The following is a 17,292-nucleotide window of genomic DNA, read 5'->3' as shown; positions in this document are numbered from 1 at the left end:
GAGGATCTCCACGATTTTGTTTTCTAAGCAAAAACTTTGATCGTGCCTCAGGCTCTTAGTTCCCTTCTTTTCTTCCTTTCTTAAACGAAGTTCAGGTTATTTAAATTGGTTTCGCATTCATTTTTGGCTTTTTTGCTAATGAACGTGAAAAGTGAAATACCCAGACCTGCACGATATAGCGCCTGTTTTAGTGAGATAGGTTTATTACTCATGGCGTGCCCCCTGACTTGATACGAAGATCAGAGAAAACATATCAGTAAGCCGCTGAGTACCGGATATAATAAGGAATGTAAATTTAAGGCGAGTTTGGTTAGACTGTGTATCAGCCATAGCATTAGCTCCGATAATGTTGTGGTCAGACGCCCTACATGTGTTGCGATCACTGTGGGGCGTTGTTCTATTAGTACTACAGCCGTATTTGTTTTTCTCAATCGGAAATATGCCCGTAGAACAGCTTGAAATGATACGGTTTCTCAGTTTATTGATTATCAGATAACACGTTAATTTTGGGATGATTACGGCTGTAGTATTAGGCTCTGTCGTGATAAGGTGTGTACCTAATAAATATGATGCTATTCCAATAGGTACACACATGTCAACAACCAAAAGAGACAAAAGCCCTAAAGGTGAAGGCAAAGCGCCAGCTTTCCAAATACGGATGCAGCCTGAATTTAAGAAACAATTATCAGAATTAGCCAAAAATGAAGGCATGAGTCTGGGAAATTGGTTTAAGGAATTAGCCCGTAAGGAATTACAATCACAGGGAATTGAACCCAAAGGTTGAGCCGCCCGGCAATAAACCCAGTTATTAATTAATCCTCTCAAAAAAGTAACTATCTCAAATTGGTGACTTCTTAAATAAAAGGAGTCTTTATAGTTAATAACCGCCATCACATCCCTTATCCGAAAAAATCAGATTATTTTTAGAGTGAGTTTGTCCACTGCCAATTAAGGCAGTTAATTTTTCCATTACGTTATTATTTAATTGGCAGGTTTACGGCTATATGGATTATTTATATTTTCTACGATTGGAGGATTTCGTACCCAATGAAGTAGATCACTGAGTAACCAAGCACAGGAATTACGACCCAATGGCTTACGGGCAGGGAAGCGGCCTTCATTTTCCAGTTTCCATGCTGATGTTCTGGAAATAGAGGTAATGTGTTGGCGTTCTTTTTCACGAATAAGACGATCATAAGGTTCGCCATATTCGGAAAGGATAATACGGCGTTCTTCAGACGTAGGAGTGTTATATTGAATGGTCATGCTACCCTCACTATTTCATTGTTTTTGTGAGGGTATTTTACTTAATGGAAATTATTACGAAAGAAAGCAACTTTGTTGTGTATATATTACAATTGTGCTACTTTTAATATAACCACATTCTCATAATTACCCGCTAATACATCCAATCGCTCACACCACTTGTTTAAAGCGTCTAATTTCTCTGGTAGGTATTGGCTCTTATTATATATCGCCATAACACCCGGCAAAGCATGGCCTATAAGCTGCTCCACTACATGTGGGGCAACCCCTAAGTTATTAAGTTTAGTTGAAAAGGTTCGCCTTAAATCATGCAAAGACCACTCTCTATCATGCCCTAATCTTTTCCATATATTTCTGCCGCACTGTGAAACTGTTTCAGGATTTTTAATTTCGCCTAACAAATAATCACCGCTATGATTCTGGCGCTTAAGTTCATCTAAAAATGGCTTCATGTATGCTGGTATTGGGCGAATGATTTCCGAACCTGTTTTACTATTTTCCTTTGGGACAATCCACAACATCGAATCAAAATCCCATTCTGACCATTTAGATAATCTGGCTTCCTGTGAACGGCAACCAAAAACAATTAAAATCCTCAACAAATTACTATAGTAAGGTAAATAAATATTTGTATTAAGAGACTGCCAAAGTTGACCAATTTCATTATCTTTTAAATATCTTTGCCCTTTATTTTGCTTTTTTCCGACATCAATAATGGTCAAATCATCCAATACATTACTGATCACATATCTTCTTACTCGGCAGAATTTTAACGCTTGTTTACACATTTGGAATATATAACCAGCAGCCACTGGTGCTTTCTTTTTAATTCGATCAAAACATTGCAGCCAATAACGAGTTTCACAATCTGTTAATGCCATATTTCCAATATAAGGGTATATATGCCTCTCCAATTGAGATATATGTTTGTCTATATTTTTCCTATTATCTTTAGCATAATTATCAATCCAATATTCTATAGCTTGCTTTACAGTCACTGGATTCAAAGATTCCTGCATGGTCAGATTCAGTTGGAGCTTTGGATCTTTACCCAATGAGAGCCAGTTCCTACACTTATCACGAATTGCACGGGCTTCTTTAAGGCTCATATCAGGATAGCGCCCAAATGTGATGATATCGGCTTCTGTATCACGCCCTCCAGTTCTATACTTAAAAAACCAACTGATAGCGCCTTTTTTAGTAACACAAATCATTAACCCTGCACCATCAGCAAGTTTTACTAATTTATCTCTTTCCGTTCCATGTAACGCTCTGAGTTTTTTATCAGTTAATTTATTTAGCTCAGCCATGTATATATCCATAAAGAATGAGTTCACGCTGTCTCGGATTACCCCACCGATTACCCCACAGTTTGATGTAAGAGTGGATAAACGTCAATAAGCACTGGAACAATATACAGTACAATGATCGTGTAATTTATTGATTTATATTAATTTAATAAAATCATAGAAAAACACGTAAACATAAATTCTTCTGATACGGCATGAACTGATCCTAGTCTTAGATCATGTTGTTATAAAAGCACTTTCTCTTTTTGAGGGAGTGCTTTTTTTGTTTATACAAATGTTTATATACAGAAAAATGTTTATATCCGCTAGATATGAGCAAGTAGGCAGTGGGAAAACTTGAAAACAAGGAAAAAGCCATGAGAACAAAAACAGCTTCTTTGTTATCTTAAGGTTTAAAATTTCAGATCGTGACTTTTTTGTCTGATTAAGAACGATTCTACGATGCTAACCGCTTTCTGACCGTTCTTTCAATAAGCTGACCATTCCGCTCAAAATAGCGACTTGTAGAAGAACTCAGTCCCGCTTCACGGGAGACTTCCGCCAAGGTCGTACCACGCACGTAAAGCGGCGATAATATCAGCGGAAGGCGATAGCAGACATACTGGTAGAAACTTCCTGTAGCCTGACTGCATGCATTATGTGATATTCAATCAACTCACATCTCTTTCCTTTTCCACGTTGCTGCTTTGGACACAAAGTGGCTCTGTATCAGCTTGAATTCGCTTTGGTATTATACATAGGCATATTTCACACCTATCTCATACCTATCACCCTGACATTAAAATTCCAATCCCAACGATAATGGTATTGCTGGAAATCTTACACAATAACAACCGTTTTTTTCAGTTTTAATGTGATATATCAAATAAAAACCTCAATACCAAGATCTTCCACAGATAAATAATCACATGAAGAAATAATAATTATAGAGAAAATATCACCACCAAGCTAAAAACAATAACATATTGATTTTTATAATAAAAAATAATTAATACTAAATGTCGTGTAAGGATGTTTATTAGTGTTTAGAAAAAACACAAGAGCGCGATTGAACTTTAATTTTAGATAAATTGGAGGACCATTTAGTGGAAAAGGTAGAAATAAATAATATTTTTAATGAAAACTTATAAAAATAACCAAAATAATCAACTAAAATACTTAGATGTCTTTATATAAGTCAAATCAATAAAATATTAATAAATAACAAGACATTTTATACCAAACTGTCTAGTTTGGATTTATAATCTACTTATTTATTATAAATAGAATTAAATTTCGTTTATGTAAAGATTTTTAAATATTGATGCTATTGATATGATGTCACTTGGCTACATCAAGTAACATTTTTTCACCATCAATATTATTGCAATACAATAAAATATATGAATAACAAAAAAAATTCATATATTATAATTGCTTAAGTGGAATGATTTGTAGTATGTAATGAAATTTGACTTAGGTTACATTATGTAGGATTATGTTTACAGTTTGGTATATTTTGTCCAGTTTATAATCTAAAAAAACTAACAATAAGAATGTAAGATATTAATTAATATGGAATTAGACAGTAATTTATTACATTTCATATGGTTATATTATTTATTGACTTAAATATTATTAAAAATCAATAAATTAACTTTTTTGAATTATATAAAATTCCATAAAGTAAAAGTTAGGAGAATATTGGTTATCTCTCATGCAAGGAGAACAGAAATTCTGTTTAAGTTGTATCGGTAACGCATCCGAAAACATATGTAGAGATAGAGATAAGACAAAGAGATGTCATTCATATCATGGAAGAGCACTCCTTGCTCCGGTGGGGGACTGTTTTTTTCAAAAAGTTAATAAAAAAATCATGTCATTACCAAAAAAGGCCCATGTCAGAAAACAAAACGGCAAATCAAGTGGTAACAATAGGCATACTGTGAACGGTAATAAATCCGTCAAGGTAGGCTCTATTTTACAAGGAACTGACGGAGCAAAAATCCAACTAATTTTAAGCCCCGGAAAGCCTCCTTGATGAAGCCATAACTTACTAATTAAAAAAGGATAAGATATGGAAAAAGTAAATTTATTAGTCGGGCAACGCATTCAAACCAAAAGGAAAGAGCTGGGTATCACTGCAACAGCATTAGCGAAGCAAATTGGCATTAGTCAACAACAACTTTCACGTTATGAAAGGGGGACAAACCGAATCAATCTAGCCCATCTTGTTGTTATTGCTAAGATATTAGATACCCCAATTGATTGGTTTTTCGAAGATTGCAAAGAAAGCAAAAATAAAGGGGATGGTACTGTTAACAAACTCACGGATCAATATATTCCCATTGCTGAAACAATTATAGGTAAGAATGGTTGTTAAATGGGACAAGATAAATTCGTCAGAAGCCTATTGTGCCACTGATTTCTATTATCCAATTCAGGCTTCTGACTCTTGTCAGGTAATGTTACGTTAAAGTTGTGCATTTCATTATCGGGTGTTGCCCATGATACCAACAATATCGACAATAAATCGCTGAATGATCATCAGTTCTTCCGACGAGTAGTTTTCCAATATTTGCAACCATCTGTCTTCTGCTTGCTGATGTAGTTTTTCATGAGCAACAAAGATCTGCTTTCCATCGTTGGTTAAGCTGAAATAAGTCTCTTTCTGATTATCTACCATTTTCAGTTTTTCAACGATAGAACGCTGAAGAAGTTTTGCACAGATTTTTGAGATAGCGCCCTTAGTCATCCCCACCGCTTGACTGATACTTGTAATATTTAATAATCCCGATACGCCAATACTCTGAATCACATGCAATTCAGACAACGAATAGCCAGTAAGCCCATACTCGCGGAGTGTCTCTTCATTATTCCCTCTCTTAGTGCTGTCTCTTAAGTGTATCAATTGGTTAACTGCAGTAAGAATCTCACGTTGATAAGCTGTTCGGTTATTCATTTACGATGATTTCCAAGGAAAATATTTTTGACATCATACAATAAAAAGAGAAAAAAGATCTTTACAAAATCCAGAGATTTATTAATCTCAACATAGTTTCCTTGGAAATAAAATGGAGAAAAAAGATGAATAGATATAACTCAATTCGTAATATAAAAGTGATCTTCTACCTAGTATGCTTTAGTGCTCTATTAGGCTCTCTCGCTCAAAATATCTATACTCCCGTAATTCCTACCATAAAAGAGCTACTCAATACATCCTTATCTTTGGTAAACCTGACTGTATCAGCATTCATGTTTATTTTAGCTGTTATGCAAATCGTGTACGGTTCATTAGCTGACAGTAAAGGCCGAAAAGCTATTTTACTGCCTGCCCTTGCTATCTCTGTTATTGGATCTATTGGTTGTGCGATGACTTCCAATATTTATTGGCTGATTGTCTTTCGAATCGTTCAGGCCATTGGAATTGCAGCCATCCCTGTCATTGCAGCAACAATTATTGGCGATCTGTATGAAGGTCAGGATCGTGCGAAAGCCATCAGTACTTATCAGATGCTGCTAACACTGGCTCCTGCTTTGGGACCATTGCTCGGCGGTTATTTAGCCGAATTAAATGGCTATGTTGCAATTTTCCAGTTTATTGCTGTTATTGGCGGGTTAATGCTTATCAGCAACTTACTTTGGCTGCCAGAAACCAAACCAGAACAGTCAGAAAGCTCCCAAAGAATGTCTTTTCATTTCCGTGAAATTTTGTCAGACCGTATCGCGCAATCAGTTTTCTGTATTGGCTTTATGCTGTTCTATTGTTACTTCTGTTTTTTGACTTTTTTACCCATTATTTTAAACAATAAATATGGTTTCAGCCCTGCTGAGATTGGTTGGATGTATATGCCCATGTCATTGGCAATGATTATTGGCAGTTATAGTTATCGTTTAATTCATCATCGATTATCTGAGATAAATGGTTTGATTGTCAGTAGCTTGCTAAATTTGAGTTTAATCTTGCTGTTTTCCATTACATATAGATTCGGCATTCCCACGTTGGCTGTTGTCACAGCTTTATACGGTTTCACTTTAGGACTATCGACACCTATACATGCCTCTTTACTGTTAGCAAAATTTGTGGAGGAACGGGCAACTGTAATTGGGATTTATAATTTCATCAGATACATGGGAATGGCTGTTGGTCCAATGGTCGGTAGCTTCTTGCTATTCAATAATCGCTATGAATGGGTATTCTTAACAGGAGCACTGTTATTTGCTGTATCTATCGGTTTTACTGTCATTATGACTAAACGGCATCATAGAATGTGATTGCTCCTTTAAACGGGGCGTTTTAAGCGATACCATTGAAAATACTGGCAGTAATTACCCCAAAATAGGCATTTCGGCGAAGGTAAATACTATGCCATTCAATGAGAAAGAGCCCAAAGCGCTGCAATATTACGCGCTGTTATCTGCAAGTTATCAGCACCATTGGCAAGAGCATCTGACAGGGAGCAGACCTCAGGTATGATGGAAAAAACCGCATCCAACCCATGTTGATGCACAACATGATAATCCCGACTCATTCCCCCAACTAACGCAATGGTGGGAATAGCAAATTTTTTCGCAACACGGGCAACACCAATCGGGGTTTTACCTTGTATGGTCTGGCTATCTATGCGACCTTCCCCCGTAATCACCAGATCCGCGCCCTGAATAGCTTCTTCTAGCTTCAAGGTATCGATAACAATTTCAATGCCTGACTGCAATCTCGCCCCCAAACATCCTAATAAAGAAGCGCCCATTCCTCCCGCCGCACCTGTACCAATAGCATCAATCACGCTTTTCCCCGTCAGGGATTCCATTTTCGCTCCGTAGTGATGCAATGCAGAATCCAGCGATTTAACCATCTCTGGTGTCGCTCCTTTTTGTGGACCAAACACCGCTGATGCACCCTGTTCACCACATAATGGGTTATTCACATCGCAAGCCACTGTGAGTTCAATTTGCCTGAGACGTGGGTCCAGATTCGACAAGTCGATACTTTCCAGCCGGGTTAATGCTGCGCCACCAAACGGCAGAGCATGACCGTTACCATCCGATAAATTCGCACCCAGTGCCTGCATCATACCTGCACCCCCGTCGTTGGTTGCACTGCCTCCAATTCCTAAAATCAGTTTGTGTGCACCGTGTTCCAACGCAGCCAGAATCAGCTCTCCCGTCCCATAACTCGTTGTTATCATCGGGTTACGCTGCGCTATCGGCACCAAGTGCAAACCCGAGGCCGCCGCCATTTCAATTACTGCGGTTTTACCATCTCCAAGCAGACCAAAAAATGCCTCAACAGGCTGTCCTAAGGGATCGGTAACAGTACATACGATACGTTTTCCTCCGGTGGCAGCGACCAGTGACTCTACTGTCCCTTCTCCGCCATCTGCCATGGGCAACTTAATATAGTCTGCTTGTGGATAAACCTCCTTAAATCCTCGCTCTATCGCCTGTGCCACCTGCAAGGCACTTAGGCTTTCCTTGAATGAGTCAGGGGCAATCACAATTTTCATAATGAATTTCCTCGGCTCTCTGATGCATATTTACTGGTATTCTTTACCAGTAAATCCAATACACCAATCATCTTTTTACTGCTTATTACTACCCATTTTGTAGGCATAAAAAAAGCGACAAAACAAATTATCGCTTTTTAATCGAGCAAGTTTTACTCAGCTAACTATATGCCACTAAATGACGCATAACTAATAAGCCTAAGCGTTTACGCTTCAATAGCCAGTCGCAACTTCTTCATTGCATTTTTTTCTAGCTGTCGAACACGTTCAGCAGATACACCATATTTGTCTGCCAATTCTTGCAAGGTGGTTTTGTTGTCATCATCCAACCAGCGGGAACGAATGATGTCTTGGCTACGGTCATCCAGCCCTTCCATCGCCACAGAAAGTTTATCCGCAGCGTGGTTTTCCCAGTTATCTTCTTCAATGCCATCGGCAAAGTCAGAAGCCTTGTCCTGCAAATACAGAACCGGAGCCACAGGTTGGCTATCATGATTGTCATCATCAGAGGACATATCGAATGCCATATCCTGCGCTGACATGCGAGATTCCATTTCCCGGACATCTTTGCTGGTCACACCCAATTCTTTGGCGACCAGATCAACTTCATCCTGATTGAACCATCCCAGACGTTGTTTAGCCTTACGCAAATTAAAGAACAGCTTGCGCTGAGCTTTTGTTGTTGCGACTTTCACAATACGCCAATTACGCAATACATATTCATGGATTTCTGCCTTAATCCAGTGAACAGCAAAAGAAACCAGACGCACGCCTACTTCTGGATTAAATCGACGAACTGCTTTCATCAGGCCAATATTGCCTTCCTGAATTAAATCCGCCTGCGGCAGACCATAACCGGCATAACTGCGGGCAACATGAACAACGAAGCGCAGGTGAGAAAGGATCAGCTTTTTCGCTGCATCCAGATCTCCCTGGTAATGCAGCCTTTCTGCCAGTTCCCTCTCTTCCTCTGCAGAAAGCATAGGATAAGCATTGGAGGCACGGATATATCCTTCCAAACTACCTTGTGGAACTAATGCCAAAGTTTGCATTTCTTTTGTCATTCAAATTCTCTCAAAGTTAGATCCAAATTGATGGCTTTTAAGTTCGCCTGAATAACCAATAGGGTTTATTCAAGCCAAAGGTGTGTCTATTTTATCACCGTAAAAATCATATTCAAATCGTCTCAATTGTATAAATATCAGCACAAAGTCATAACTGTGAATTGGACAGCAATTAAGCCCAGAAGTTCACTTGCAGCCCCGGTAAACACCTTTATTCCGGCCTGAAACGACGCAAATGCTGAATTGTCGCAAACCACGCAGCAATCCAACCAATCATACCCGAAATAAGCACTAACAAAAGTGATTCATCCCAACCCAAACCATACAACCTAAAGCTTGTTCCAAAAACACCCGCCACTTCCGTCACCACATCGGAAAGCTTCCACACTAACAAAGAAGAAAGGATCAGGGAAAATATTGCCCCCAAAACGCCCAATAAGGCTCCGCCATTAAGGAAAGGGCGCAGGATAAAACCATCTGTCGCTCCAATCAGCTTCATGACGTTAATCGTCTCACGGCGGCTAAAGATACTCAGCCGGACACTGTTACCAATGACCAAGAGCAATGCAACCACCATCAAGATACCTATCACAACGGCAATTCTGCCGATAAGGATGGCCAAAGCAGTCAAGCGAGCGAACCAGCTATCATCCATCCTGACCTCTTCAATGCCTTTAATCTGCGCAACCTGATCCCGCAATGTAGTTAATGCCTGAGTATTTTGAAAATTCAATTTGGGAGAAACTATAGCGACCGCCGGAAGAGGGTTTTCCTCCAGCAGATCCAATGCGCTGGCAAACCCCGACCATGCACGGAATTCATTTACGGCTTCTTCACGGGAAAGGTAATTCACAGATTTTACTCCATCCATACCTTTCAACTGATCAATCACCTGCTTGGCGCTATTGTCATTCAGTGATTTGTCCAAATAAACTGTGAGTTGTGGAACCGGATACCACTGTATCACTGCTTGATTGACGTTTTTCCAAACGATAAAAAACACACTCGGCAAGGTCAGCGAAATGGCTATCACCATAATGGTCAACAACGTTGCCAACGGTTGGCCAAACATATCGGACAAAGTGCTTTTCCACGCATAACGCCACTGCACACGCCACCCTCCTTTCAATGATTTGGATTTGGGTTTCGGTGACTGTATTTTTTTCGCTGAATGACGGACATGCTTAGTCATGCTGTCCTCCTTGCATGCGTCCCTGATTCAGGGTCAAGATGCGGTAACTTCTTCGTTCAATCAGGGCGATATCATGGGTAGCCATCAGAACCGTCACACCAACCCGGTTAAATTCTTCAAACAGACGCATAATTCCCTCTGATAATTCCCCATCCAAATTTCCTGTCGGTTCATCCGCCAGCAGTACGGTTGGCTTGTTCACCACAGCGCGGGCGATCCCTATACGCTGTTGTTCTCCTCCAGAAAGCTGGATGGGAAAATTTTTCGCTTTGTCCAGTAAGCCGACCTTATCCAACGCCGCAGATACCCGTCGACGAATGTCTTCAGCACTTGCCCCTGAAATAATCAGAGGCATAGCGACGTTCTCATATACGGTACGATCCAAAAGCAGGTGGTGATCCTGAAAAATCATGCCGATCTGACGACGCAGAAAAGGGATCTCCCGGGATTTTAGTCGGCTGATGTCATGACCGGAAAACCAGACATGGCCTGCGCTAGGGCGTTCGATACCACAGATAAGTTTCAAAAGTGTACTTTTACCGGCCCCTGAGTGACCGGTTAAAAACGCCATTTCTCCTGGAAGCAGATGAAAATCCACCCCTTGCAGCGCCTGCCGCCCTCCAAGATAGGCTTTACTGACCTGTTCAAAGCGAATCATTAATAGTTAATCCTCTCGGGCAAAAAGAGCCTCAATAAAATCGTCTGCCTTAAATGGACGGAGATCTTCAATTCCTTCACCCACACCAATGTAGCGGATTGGAATCTCAAATTGGTCGGCAATAGCGAAGATAACCCCCCCTTTCGCAGTACCATCCAGTTTGGTGAGTGAAATACCCGTCAACCCTACAGCTTCATGGAATAGTTTAGCCTGACTTACTGCATTTTGACCTGTACTCGCATCCAGAATCAGCATAATTTCATGAGGTGCTTCTACGTCCAGTTTTTTCATCACTCGAACGATTTTTTTCAATTCTTCCATCAGATGGGATTTGTTCTGCAAGCGCCCTGCTGTATCCGCAATCAGGATATCAACACCTTTGGCCTTGGCTGACTGGATGGCATCAAAAATCACTGAGGCTGGATCCGCCCCCGTATGTTGGGCAACCACAGGAATTTTGTTGCGATCGCCCCAAACCTGTAACTGCTCTACCGCTGCTGCGCGGAAGGTATCCCCGGCTGCTAATATGACTGATTTGCCCTGAGACTGATATTGGCGCGCCAATTTACCAATAGTGGTCGTTTTGCCAACACCATTTACTCCCACCATCAAAATGACATAAGGTGATTTGCCTTCAATTTCCAGCGGCTTATCAACTTTCACCAAAATATCCGACATCTCTTCTTTCAGTTTAGAGTAAAGCGCTTCCGCATCTTTCAACTCCTTGCGGCTGGCGTGAGCTGTCAGGCTAGTAATGATTTTGCGGGTAGTTTCGACACCCACATCTGCAATCAGTAACTGCTCTTCCAGCTCTTCAAACAGATCATCATCAATTTTCTTACCACGGAATAGCCCTAAAAAACCTGAGCCAAGATTTTGACGGGTTTTAACTAAGCTACGTTTCAGACGAGCAAAAAACCCTTCTTTGGTTGGCCGTTCTTGTTCCTTCGGTAATGCTGTTTGTTTTTCTGCCTGAAGGGTTGCTTCTTCCTCTAAACGCTGCGGTTCAGCTTCTTCGGCGGCATGACGGGCTGATTCTTCCGCTAAACGCTGCTGCTCCGCTTCTTCGGCGGCACGACGGGTTGCTTCTTCCGCTAAACGTTGCTGCTCGGCTTCTTCGGCGGCATGACGGGCTGCTTCTTCCGCTAAACGCTGCTGTTCGGCTTCTTCGGCGGTGCGACGGAACTCTTCTTCCGCCAAACGCTGCTGCTCCGCTTCTTCGGCGGCACGACGGGTTGCTTCTTCCGCTAAACGTTGCTGCTCGGCTTCTTCGGCGGCGCGACGGATTGCCTCTTCCTCCAAACGCTGCTGTTCGGCTTCTTCGGCGGCGTGGCGGGTTGCTTCTTCCGCCAAACGTTGCTGCTCGGCTTCCTCGGCGGCGCGACGGGTTGCTTCTTCCGCCAAACGCTGCTGCTCGGCTTCTTCGGCTGTACGGAGAGCCACTTCTTCCGCTAAACGCTGCTGTTCAGCTTCTTCCGCTGCTATTCTTTCTTGTTCAGCTTGTTCCTCTTGCTGCTTCTTATCTTGACGACCAAGTCCGAACCAAGAGAAGAAACCTTTTTTTTTCTCTTTTGCCATCGGCCACTACACTCCTCGCGGTTAATTATGGCGTTATAACAGCCTATCCCATGATACATTTTATCTTTCAAACCACAGCGCTGCTGGCTTCATGGCAACCAGAAATCTATTAGATATGTGCTGTTTTATCTACTGGGATAGGTTCTAACGGTAATAAAATCCAGTCTAACATTTTCATCACACCACAACACATATCTATAGCGGATTTCATGGTAAATTAATCAACGGGTTTCTTTATTTCCACTCACTTTTTGTCTCCGCCAGGTATTATTTAATAGCATCGGATGACAAATATTTAAGCTATGTAAATTATGACTAAAAAACCACAGCGCGCGTCTTTAGGACAAATCCGCATTATTGGCGGAAAATGGCGCGGGAGAAAATTGCCGGTTCCTGATAGTGACGGCCTGCGCCCAACAACAGATCGGGTTCGCGAGACACTTTTTAACTGGCTGATGCCAAAAATTCAGGAAGCTCGTTGTCTGGATTGTTTTTCAGGTAGCGGAGCACTTGGATTTGAGGCTTTGTCACGTTATGCAAGCCACGCGACCTTAATTGAATATGACCGCAATGTGGCGAAACAGCTATCAGCTAATCTGGCCCTACTGAAAGCTGAAAATGCTGATGTGGTACAAGGTAATGCACTACAATACCTCAACGAATCCCTCAACGACACAGGGACACCATTTGATGTGGTTTTCCTCGATCCCCCATTCCGTAAAGGTATGTTGGCTGAAACAATCAATTTATTGGAACCCAATGGCTGGCTGGCAGAAGAAAGTTGGATTTATGTTGAAGCAGAGGCAGAATCTGCTGCAACAGAAGTTCCTTCAAACTGGAAGCTGCATCGGGAAAAAATCGCAGGGCAAGTTGCTTACCGACTGTATATTCGCCACCAGTAATATGATGCCTGAACTGCTTAAATACGATTTCGGAGTCGATGATGTTTATTCAATTAGGAAAAGGGATCATGATCTTAGTTTGGGGTATCATGATCTTCAATTTATTGCATCCATTCCCTAAGCCATTGAAATACTTTATGGATATTGCAATGGTCTTTACGCTCATTATGCATGCTTTTCAGTTGCTTCTACTGAAAAACTCCCAACCCAAAGATCAAAAACTGTCTGGTTTTCTCCAGACCAAGATCTTCTTTTTCGGAGTTTTTGAACTACTGGCTTGGCAGAAAAAACAACAAAAAGAGAAACAACGGAAGGAAAAGTAGCTTCCCGTACCCAGTGTCCCATGCTGTTTTCTTCCTGTTGGAGATAAACCAAATATCGTTAATGAGTAATTCGCATAATTACTCATTGACGTTCTTTACTTTTGATAATAAAACTTTATTAATTCGTTAATAACGAATTAATGTCAATCAAGATACTCTCCGTACCAACCCTAGCATAAATAAAATTGCCTGATAAAACGGGCATTCAACATTAAGGAAAGGAAAAATATGAGTTGGCCATTTCTTGCTGTGTTTTTCTCTGGGTGGCTATATATTGATGCTGCCTATCGTGGCACCTACTGGCAGCAATGGATTTTTCGCCCCGTCACCATGCTGCTTCTGTTGTTATGGGCTTGGCAGGCACCCAATCTTGAAGTTTCAGGTTATTTCATTATTGCTGGCCTACTTACTGCACTGATCTCTGATTCACTCCGCATGCTCCCCAGTAAGTATTTACTCTTCTCATTCATCACACTGTTCCTGAGTTACTTGTTATACACCGTCAGTTTTGCCTTACATATGGGCTTCAATTTCTTTTTCCCACTTCCGTTGATCTTGCTGTTCGTAGGCATTGTGGTCATGTTAACAGTCTGGACTCGTCTGGATAATATGCGTTGGCGGGTGGTAGATAGCTTCATTATGGCACTGTTGATGGTTTGGGTTGCCGGAGAACAATATTTTTCACTCAGCAATGCAAGCCGGTTTTCCATCATAGCTGGCACTATCCTGCTACTCCTTGCACATAGTATCAACATCATTGATAAGTATCGCTTCCCTTTTAAACTGTCAAAAGCGATTGTCGCTGCCTGCGGTTTTATCGGACATTTTTTGATTATTCGTTCACTGTTCTTGTGATTGATTACTCTTATCAGGCAAAAGATTGATAGCAAAGAACATAAAGAGGAAGGGCGTTGGTGATGAGAATCCATCTTAAATAGCGCAAAATTCAATAGCACACATCATCAAAAGAATTCCTCTTATTGAATTTGACTCTGGAGTTCACTCCAGAGTGTAGAGTTAATCTAAACTAATTTTCATTAACTCTATTTGAGAGGTCGCCTATGTTACCCGCTTCCCAAAAACATAAGCAATCACAGCACAGTTCTTTATCTTCCCAAAAGCAAGAATATCAGGGGGTCGCCAATGATGTGAGTAAGCATTCACATGACCATTCTCACGAACATAGCAGTGCACACTGTTCACACGATCATGCACATACCGTACAGGATAACGCTCCCTCCGAATTAACGGCGAGACAGCGTTTTAATTGGACTATTCAAGGCATGGATTGCCCAAGCTGTGCAGGAAAGATCGAAAATGCCGTGAAAAAAATACCTGAAGCTAAGCAAGTCAAGGTTCTGTTTACAACAGAGAAACTGGTGGTTGACGCTGATATTGATATTCGCACCATCGTCGAGCAAGCGGTAAAACAAGCTGGCTTTGAAATCAAGGAAACGGATTCGGCATCTAAACTGCCTCCAGCGGTCAATCACTGGAAAACGTTCTCCCCAATCCTCATTCTGGCTGCCCTGATGTTTGCCAGTTGGGGAATATCAAAGGTCAATGCTCCCGCAGGGCAGATCGCTTTTATCATCACTACGCTAATTGGGTTATATCCGGTAGCTGCCAAAGCCATCAAACTGATTCGTTCCGGTACTCCCTTCGCCATTGAAACTTTAATGAGTGTTGCTGCCATTGGTGCCTTGTTCATTAATGCCACAGCAGAAGCTGCGATGGTTATTCTCCTGTTCAAATTAGGGGAAATATTGGAATCCTACGCCGCCGGACGTGCCCGGCGTGGCGTTAGTGCCTTGATGGCGTTGGTTCCTGATCAAGCCTTGCTGGTTAAGGATGGGAAAAAGAAAACTATATCAGCGCCTGATCTGCGCCCGGGCGATATCATTGAAATAGCACCCGGTGCCCGCTTGCCTACCGATGCTGAACTGCTCAGCCCATTTGCCAGTTTCGATGAAAGTGCCCTGACCGGTGAATCTGTTCCGGTTGAACGACAGCAGGGAGAAAAAGTTGCTGCTGGCTGCCTTTCTGTCGACAGTGCTGTGCAGATGAGGGTAATCTCTGAACCCGGTCACAACGCCATTGATCGCATCCTTCAACTGATTGAAGAAGCTGAAGAGCGTCGTGCGCCGATTGAGCGTTTTATCGACCGATTCAGTCGCGTCTATACTCCTTTGATTATATTGTTCTCAGCACTGGTAGTATTGATCCCACCGTTGTTCTTTGCCGGCTCATGGGAAACTTGGATCTACCGTGGCCTGACCCTCCTTTTGATTGGTTGCCCTTGCGCCTTGGTCATCTCAACGCCTGCCGCAATTACTTCCGCACTGGCCGCAGCAACTCGTCGTGGTTCCCTCATCAAAGGTGGAGCAGCATTGGAACAGCTTGGTGCCGTAAGCACAATTGCTCTGGATAAGACCGGTACGTTGACCGAAGGAAAACCACAGGTTACTGAAATTGAACCCGTAGAAAATATCAGTGCAGAAACCTTGCTGGCACTGGCTGGTGCTGTAGAAAGCGGCTCCCATCACCCATTAGCAAAAGCTATCCTGAATGCTGCAGAAAATAGAAAAGTGTCAATTGTTGAAGCTGAACATCGTAAAGCACTGGCTGGGATAGGAGTTGAAGGGCAATTGTCGGGGCAAAAAATTCTCGTCGCAGCCCCGGGTAGATTACCGGAAAATACACTGTCCGAGGAATGGAAACAAAGAGTTACTGAGCTGGAAAACAGTGGAAAAACAGCGGTTGCAGTCACTCGTGATAAGCAATTTATGGGATTGATAGCAATGCAAGATACCTTGCGACAAGATGCCATAGATGCTATCCGCCTTCTGAAAAAACAAGGCATAGAAGCTGTAATGCTGACTGGTGATAATTCCCGCGCTGCGGCAGCCATCGCTAACCGGCTGGGTATTGATTATCGCGCCGGATTGTTACCTGAAGATAAAGTGAAAGCAGTTACTGAGCTGAATAAAAAGCATCGCACTATGATGGTCGGCGATGGCATCAACGATGCTCCAGCCATGAAAGCCGCCAGCATAGGGGTTGCTATGGGCAGCGGCACCGATGTTGCATTGGAAACGGCCGATGCAGCCCTAACACATAACCGACTGACGGGTTTATCTGAAATTATCGCTCTGTCCCGAACAACTCATTATAACATTCGTCAAAATATCACTATTGCATTGGGCCTAAAGGCAGTATTTCTTATCACTAGTCTATTGGGTATTACGGGACTATGGATGGCAGTTCTGGCTGATTCTGGAGCTACTGCGCTAGTAACAGCGAACGCAGTTCGGCTGTTGAGAGCCAAATCACAGAAATAGTAAACGGAGTTTCAATCTGCATCGCCATAAGCAGGCAAACGGAAAAGTAACGAAGGTAATTAACAAGAAAAAATTAATAAACTGAAAAGGTGCTGCTAATGCTCCGCACCTTTTCAAAATTACAAATACATAAAGAATGCTATTAAGGAAAAAAGAAATATGGCATCCAGTG

17 protein-coding genes are annotated in these 17,292 nt (G+C 41.9%); 7 read left to right on the top strand and 10 right to left on the bottom strand.

Annotated elements, in window-relative coordinates; genetic code table 11:
- Positions 1–80: 80 nt before the first annotated feature.
- Positions 81–212, bottom strand: a complete 132-nt coding sequence (locus Xvie_RS23555) for a hypothetical protein (RefSeq protein ID WP_279625672.1) — start codon at positions 210–212, stop codon at positions 81–83.
- 380 nt (positions 213–592) lie between these two features.
- On the opposite strand from Xvie_RS23555, the gene Xvie_RS04200 reads away from it, so the two are divergent.
- Entirely contained in the window at positions 593–784 is a 192-nt protein-coding gene (locus Xvie_RS04200; RefSeq protein WP_086108114.1) for a toxin-antitoxin system HicB family antitoxin, read from the top strand.
- A 197-nt stretch (positions 785–981) separates the two neighbouring features.
- Here the strand turns inward: Xvie_RS04200 and Xvie_RS04195 are convergent, their stop codons facing one another.
- The 3 genes from Xvie_RS04195 to Xvie_RS22480 form a co-directional block, all read right to left on the bottom strand.
- Positions 982–1,266: a helix-turn-helix transcriptional regulator gene (locus Xvie_RS04195; protein WP_086108113.1), complete on the bottom strand. Its 285-nt coding sequence runs from the start codon at positions 1,264–1,266 to the stop codon at positions 982–984.
- A gap of 86 nt (positions 1,267–1,352) precedes the next feature.
- Positions 1,353–2,576, bottom strand: coding sequence for a tyrosine-type recombinase/integrase (locus Xvie_RS04190; RefSeq protein ID WP_086108112.1), 1,224 nt, complete (start codon positions 2,574–2,576; stop codon positions 1,353–1,355).
- Between the two features lie 436 nt (positions 2,577–3,012).
- On the bottom strand, positions 3,013–3,135 hold the full coding sequence (locus Xvie_RS22480; protein ID WP_244175450.1) for a helix-turn-helix domain-containing protein: 123 nt from the start codon (positions 3,133–3,135) through the stop codon (positions 3,013–3,015).
- 1,497 nt (positions 3,136–4,632) lie between these two features.
- Between Xvie_RS22480 and Xvie_RS04180 the strand changes: the two genes are divergently transcribed.
- The gene (locus tag Xvie_RS04180) at positions 4,633–4,938 is read left to right on the top strand and encodes a helix-turn-helix domain-containing protein (RefSeq protein WP_086108110.1); all 306 of its coding nucleotides are present in this window, start codon (positions 4,633–4,635) and stop codon (positions 4,936–4,938) included.
- A gap of 108 nt (positions 4,939–5,046) precedes the next feature.
- On the opposite strand, the gene Xvie_RS04175 is transcribed toward Xvie_RS04180, so the two are convergent.
- On the bottom strand, positions 5,047–5,517 hold the full coding sequence (locus tag Xvie_RS04175) for a MarR family transcriptional regulator (protein ID WP_086108109.1): 471 nt from the start codon (positions 5,515–5,517) through the stop codon (positions 5,047–5,049).
- A 125-nt stretch (positions 5,518–5,642) separates the two neighbouring features.
- Here Xvie_RS04175 and Xvie_RS04170 point away from each other — a divergent pair, with 125 nt between their 5' ends.
- Positions 5,643–6,830 (top strand): MFS transporter, encoded by a 1,188-nt coding sequence (locus Xvie_RS04170; RefSeq protein ID WP_086108108.1) that lies wholly within the window; start codon positions 5,643–5,645, stop codon positions 6,828–6,830.
- Between the two features lie 98 nt (positions 6,831–6,928).
- Here the strand turns inward: Xvie_RS04170 and Xvie_RS04165 are convergent, their stop codons facing one another.
- The 5 genes from Xvie_RS04165 to ftsY form a co-directional block, all read right to left on the bottom strand.
- Positions 6,929–8,062 carry a glycerate kinase gene (locus Xvie_RS04165; RefSeq protein WP_086108107.1) on the bottom strand — a complete coding sequence of 378 codons (1,134 nt, stop codon included), beginning with the start codon at positions 8,060–8,062 and terminating at the stop codon, positions 6,929–6,931.
- A 206-nt stretch (positions 8,063–8,268) separates the two neighbouring features.
- Positions 8,269–9,126, bottom strand: a complete 858-nt coding sequence (gene rpoH / locus Xvie_RS04160) for an RNA polymerase sigma factor RpoH (RefSeq protein WP_086108106.1) — start codon at positions 9,124–9,126, stop codon at positions 8,269–8,271.
- A gap of 211 nt (positions 9,127–9,337) precedes the next feature.
- Positions 9,338–10,318, bottom strand: a complete 981-nt coding sequence (gene ftsX, locus Xvie_RS04155; protein WP_086108105.1) for a permease-like cell division protein FtsX — start codon at positions 10,316–10,318, stop codon at positions 9,338–9,340.
- On the bottom strand, positions 10,311–10,976 hold the full coding sequence (gene ftsE, locus Xvie_RS04150; RefSeq protein WP_086108104.1) for a cell division ATP-binding protein FtsE: 666 nt from the start codon (positions 10,974–10,976) through the stop codon (positions 10,311–10,313). Before ftsE ends, ftsX begins: the two co-directional genes overlap by 8 nt.
- A gap of 6 nt (positions 10,977–10,982) precedes the next feature.
- Positions 10,983–12,554 (bottom strand): signal recognition particle-docking protein FtsY, encoded by a 1,572-nt coding sequence (gene ftsY, locus Xvie_RS04145; RefSeq protein ID WP_086108103.1) that lies wholly within the window; start codon positions 12,552–12,554, stop codon positions 10,983–10,985.
- A 311-nt stretch (positions 12,555–12,865) separates the two neighbouring features.
- Here ftsY and rsmD point away from each other — a divergent pair, with 311 nt between their 5' ends.
- From rsmD to Xvie_RS04125, 4 genes are all read left to right on the top strand, one after another.
- Positions 12,866–13,456 (top strand): 16S rRNA (guanine(966)-N(2))-methyltransferase, encoded by a 591-nt coding sequence (gene rsmD, locus Xvie_RS04140; RefSeq protein ID WP_086108102.1) that lies wholly within the window; start codon positions 12,866–12,868, stop codon positions 13,454–13,456.
- Positions 13,457–13,497: 41 nt separating this feature from the next.
- A complete protein-coding gene (locus Xvie_RS04135) occupies positions 13,498–13,779 on the top strand; it encodes a DUF1145 family protein (RefSeq protein WP_086108101.1) in 282 nt (93 codons plus the stop codon).
- Positions 13,780–14,007: 228 nt separating this feature from the next.
- Positions 14,008–14,634, top strand: a complete 627-nt coding sequence (locus Xvie_RS04130; protein WP_086108100.1) for a lysoplasmalogenase — start codon at positions 14,008–14,010, stop codon at positions 14,632–14,634.
- 206 nt (positions 14,635–14,840) lie between these two features.
- The gene (locus tag Xvie_RS04125) at positions 14,841–17,120 is read left to right on the top strand and encodes a zinc/cadmium/mercury/lead-transporting ATPase (protein WP_086108099.1); all 2,280 of its coding nucleotides are present in this window, start codon (positions 14,841–14,843) and stop codon (positions 17,118–17,120) included.
- Positions 17,121–17,292 lie beyond the last annotated feature (172 nt).

It is taken from the genome of Xenorhabdus vietnamensis (assembly GCF_002127535.1).
Taxonomy (GTDB): domain Bacteria; phylum Pseudomonadota; class Gammaproteobacteria; order Enterobacterales; family Enterobacteriaceae; genus Xenorhabdus; species Xenorhabdus vietnamensis.
The sequence above is the reverse complement of the archived record's forward strand: the minus strand, read 5'-3'. Positions and strand labels throughout refer to the sequence as shown.

Bases quoted from the DNA above. Each gene is read 5' to 3' on its own strand.
- Xvie_RS04195 (WP_086108113.1), bottom strand. From the start codon at position 1,266: ATGACCATTCAATATAACACTCCTACGTCTGAAGAACGCCGTATTATC.
- Xvie_RS04130 (WP_086108100.1), top strand. From the start codon at position 14,008: ATGAGTTGGCCATTTCTTGCTGTGTTTTTCTCTGGGTGGCTATATATT.
- Xvie_RS04180 (WP_086108110.1), top strand. From the start codon at position 4,633: ATGGAAAAAGTAAATTTATTAGTCGGGCAACGCATTCAAACCAAAAGG.
- ftsE (WP_086108104.1), bottom strand. From the start codon at position 10,976: ATGATTCGCTTTGAACAGGTCAGTAAAGCCTATCTTGGAGGGCGGCAG.
- Xvie_RS04170 (WP_086108108.1), top strand. From the start codon at position 5,643: ATGAATAGATATAACTCAATTCGTAATATAAAAGTGATCTTCTACCTA.
- Xvie_RS04165 (WP_086108107.1), bottom strand. From the start codon at position 8,062: ATGAAAATTGTGATTGCCCCTGACTCATTCAAGGAAAGCCTAAGTGCC.
- Xvie_RS04190 (WP_086108112.1), bottom strand. From the start codon at position 2,576: ATGGCTGAGCTAAATAAATTAACTGATAAAAAACTCAGAGCGTTACAT.
- rpoH (WP_086108106.1), bottom strand. From the start codon at position 9,126: ATGACAAAAGAAATGCAAACTTTGGCATTAGTTCCACAAGGTAGTTTG.
- rsmD (WP_086108102.1), top strand. From the start codon at position 12,866: ATGACTAAAAAACCACAGCGCGCGTCTTTAGGACAAATCCGCATTATT.
- ftsX (WP_086108105.1), bottom strand. From the start codon at position 10,318: ATGACTAAGCATGTCCGTCATTCAGCGAAAAAAATACAGTCACCGAAA.
- Xvie_RS04175 (WP_086108109.1), bottom strand. From the start codon at position 5,517: ATGAATAACCGAACAGCTTATCAACGTGAGATTCTTACTGCAGTTAAC.
- Xvie_RS04125 (WP_086108099.1), top strand. From the start codon at position 14,841: ATGTTACCCGCTTCCCAAAAACATAAGCAATCACAGCACAGTTCTTTA.
- Xvie_RS04135 (WP_086108101.1), top strand. From the start codon at position 13,498: ATGTTTATTCAATTAGGAAAAGGGATCATGATCTTAGTTTGGGGTATC.
- Xvie_RS04200 (WP_086108114.1), top strand. From the start codon at position 593: ATGTCAACAACCAAAAGAGACAAAAGCCCTAAAGGTGAAGGCAAAGCG.
- ftsY (WP_086108103.1), bottom strand. From the start codon at position 12,554: ATGGCAAAAGAGAAAAAAAAAGGTTTCTTCTCTTGGTTCGGACTTGGT.
- Xvie_RS23555 (WP_279625672.1), bottom strand. From the start codon at position 212: ATGAGTAATAAACCTATCTCACTAAAACAGGCGCTATATCGTGCAGGT.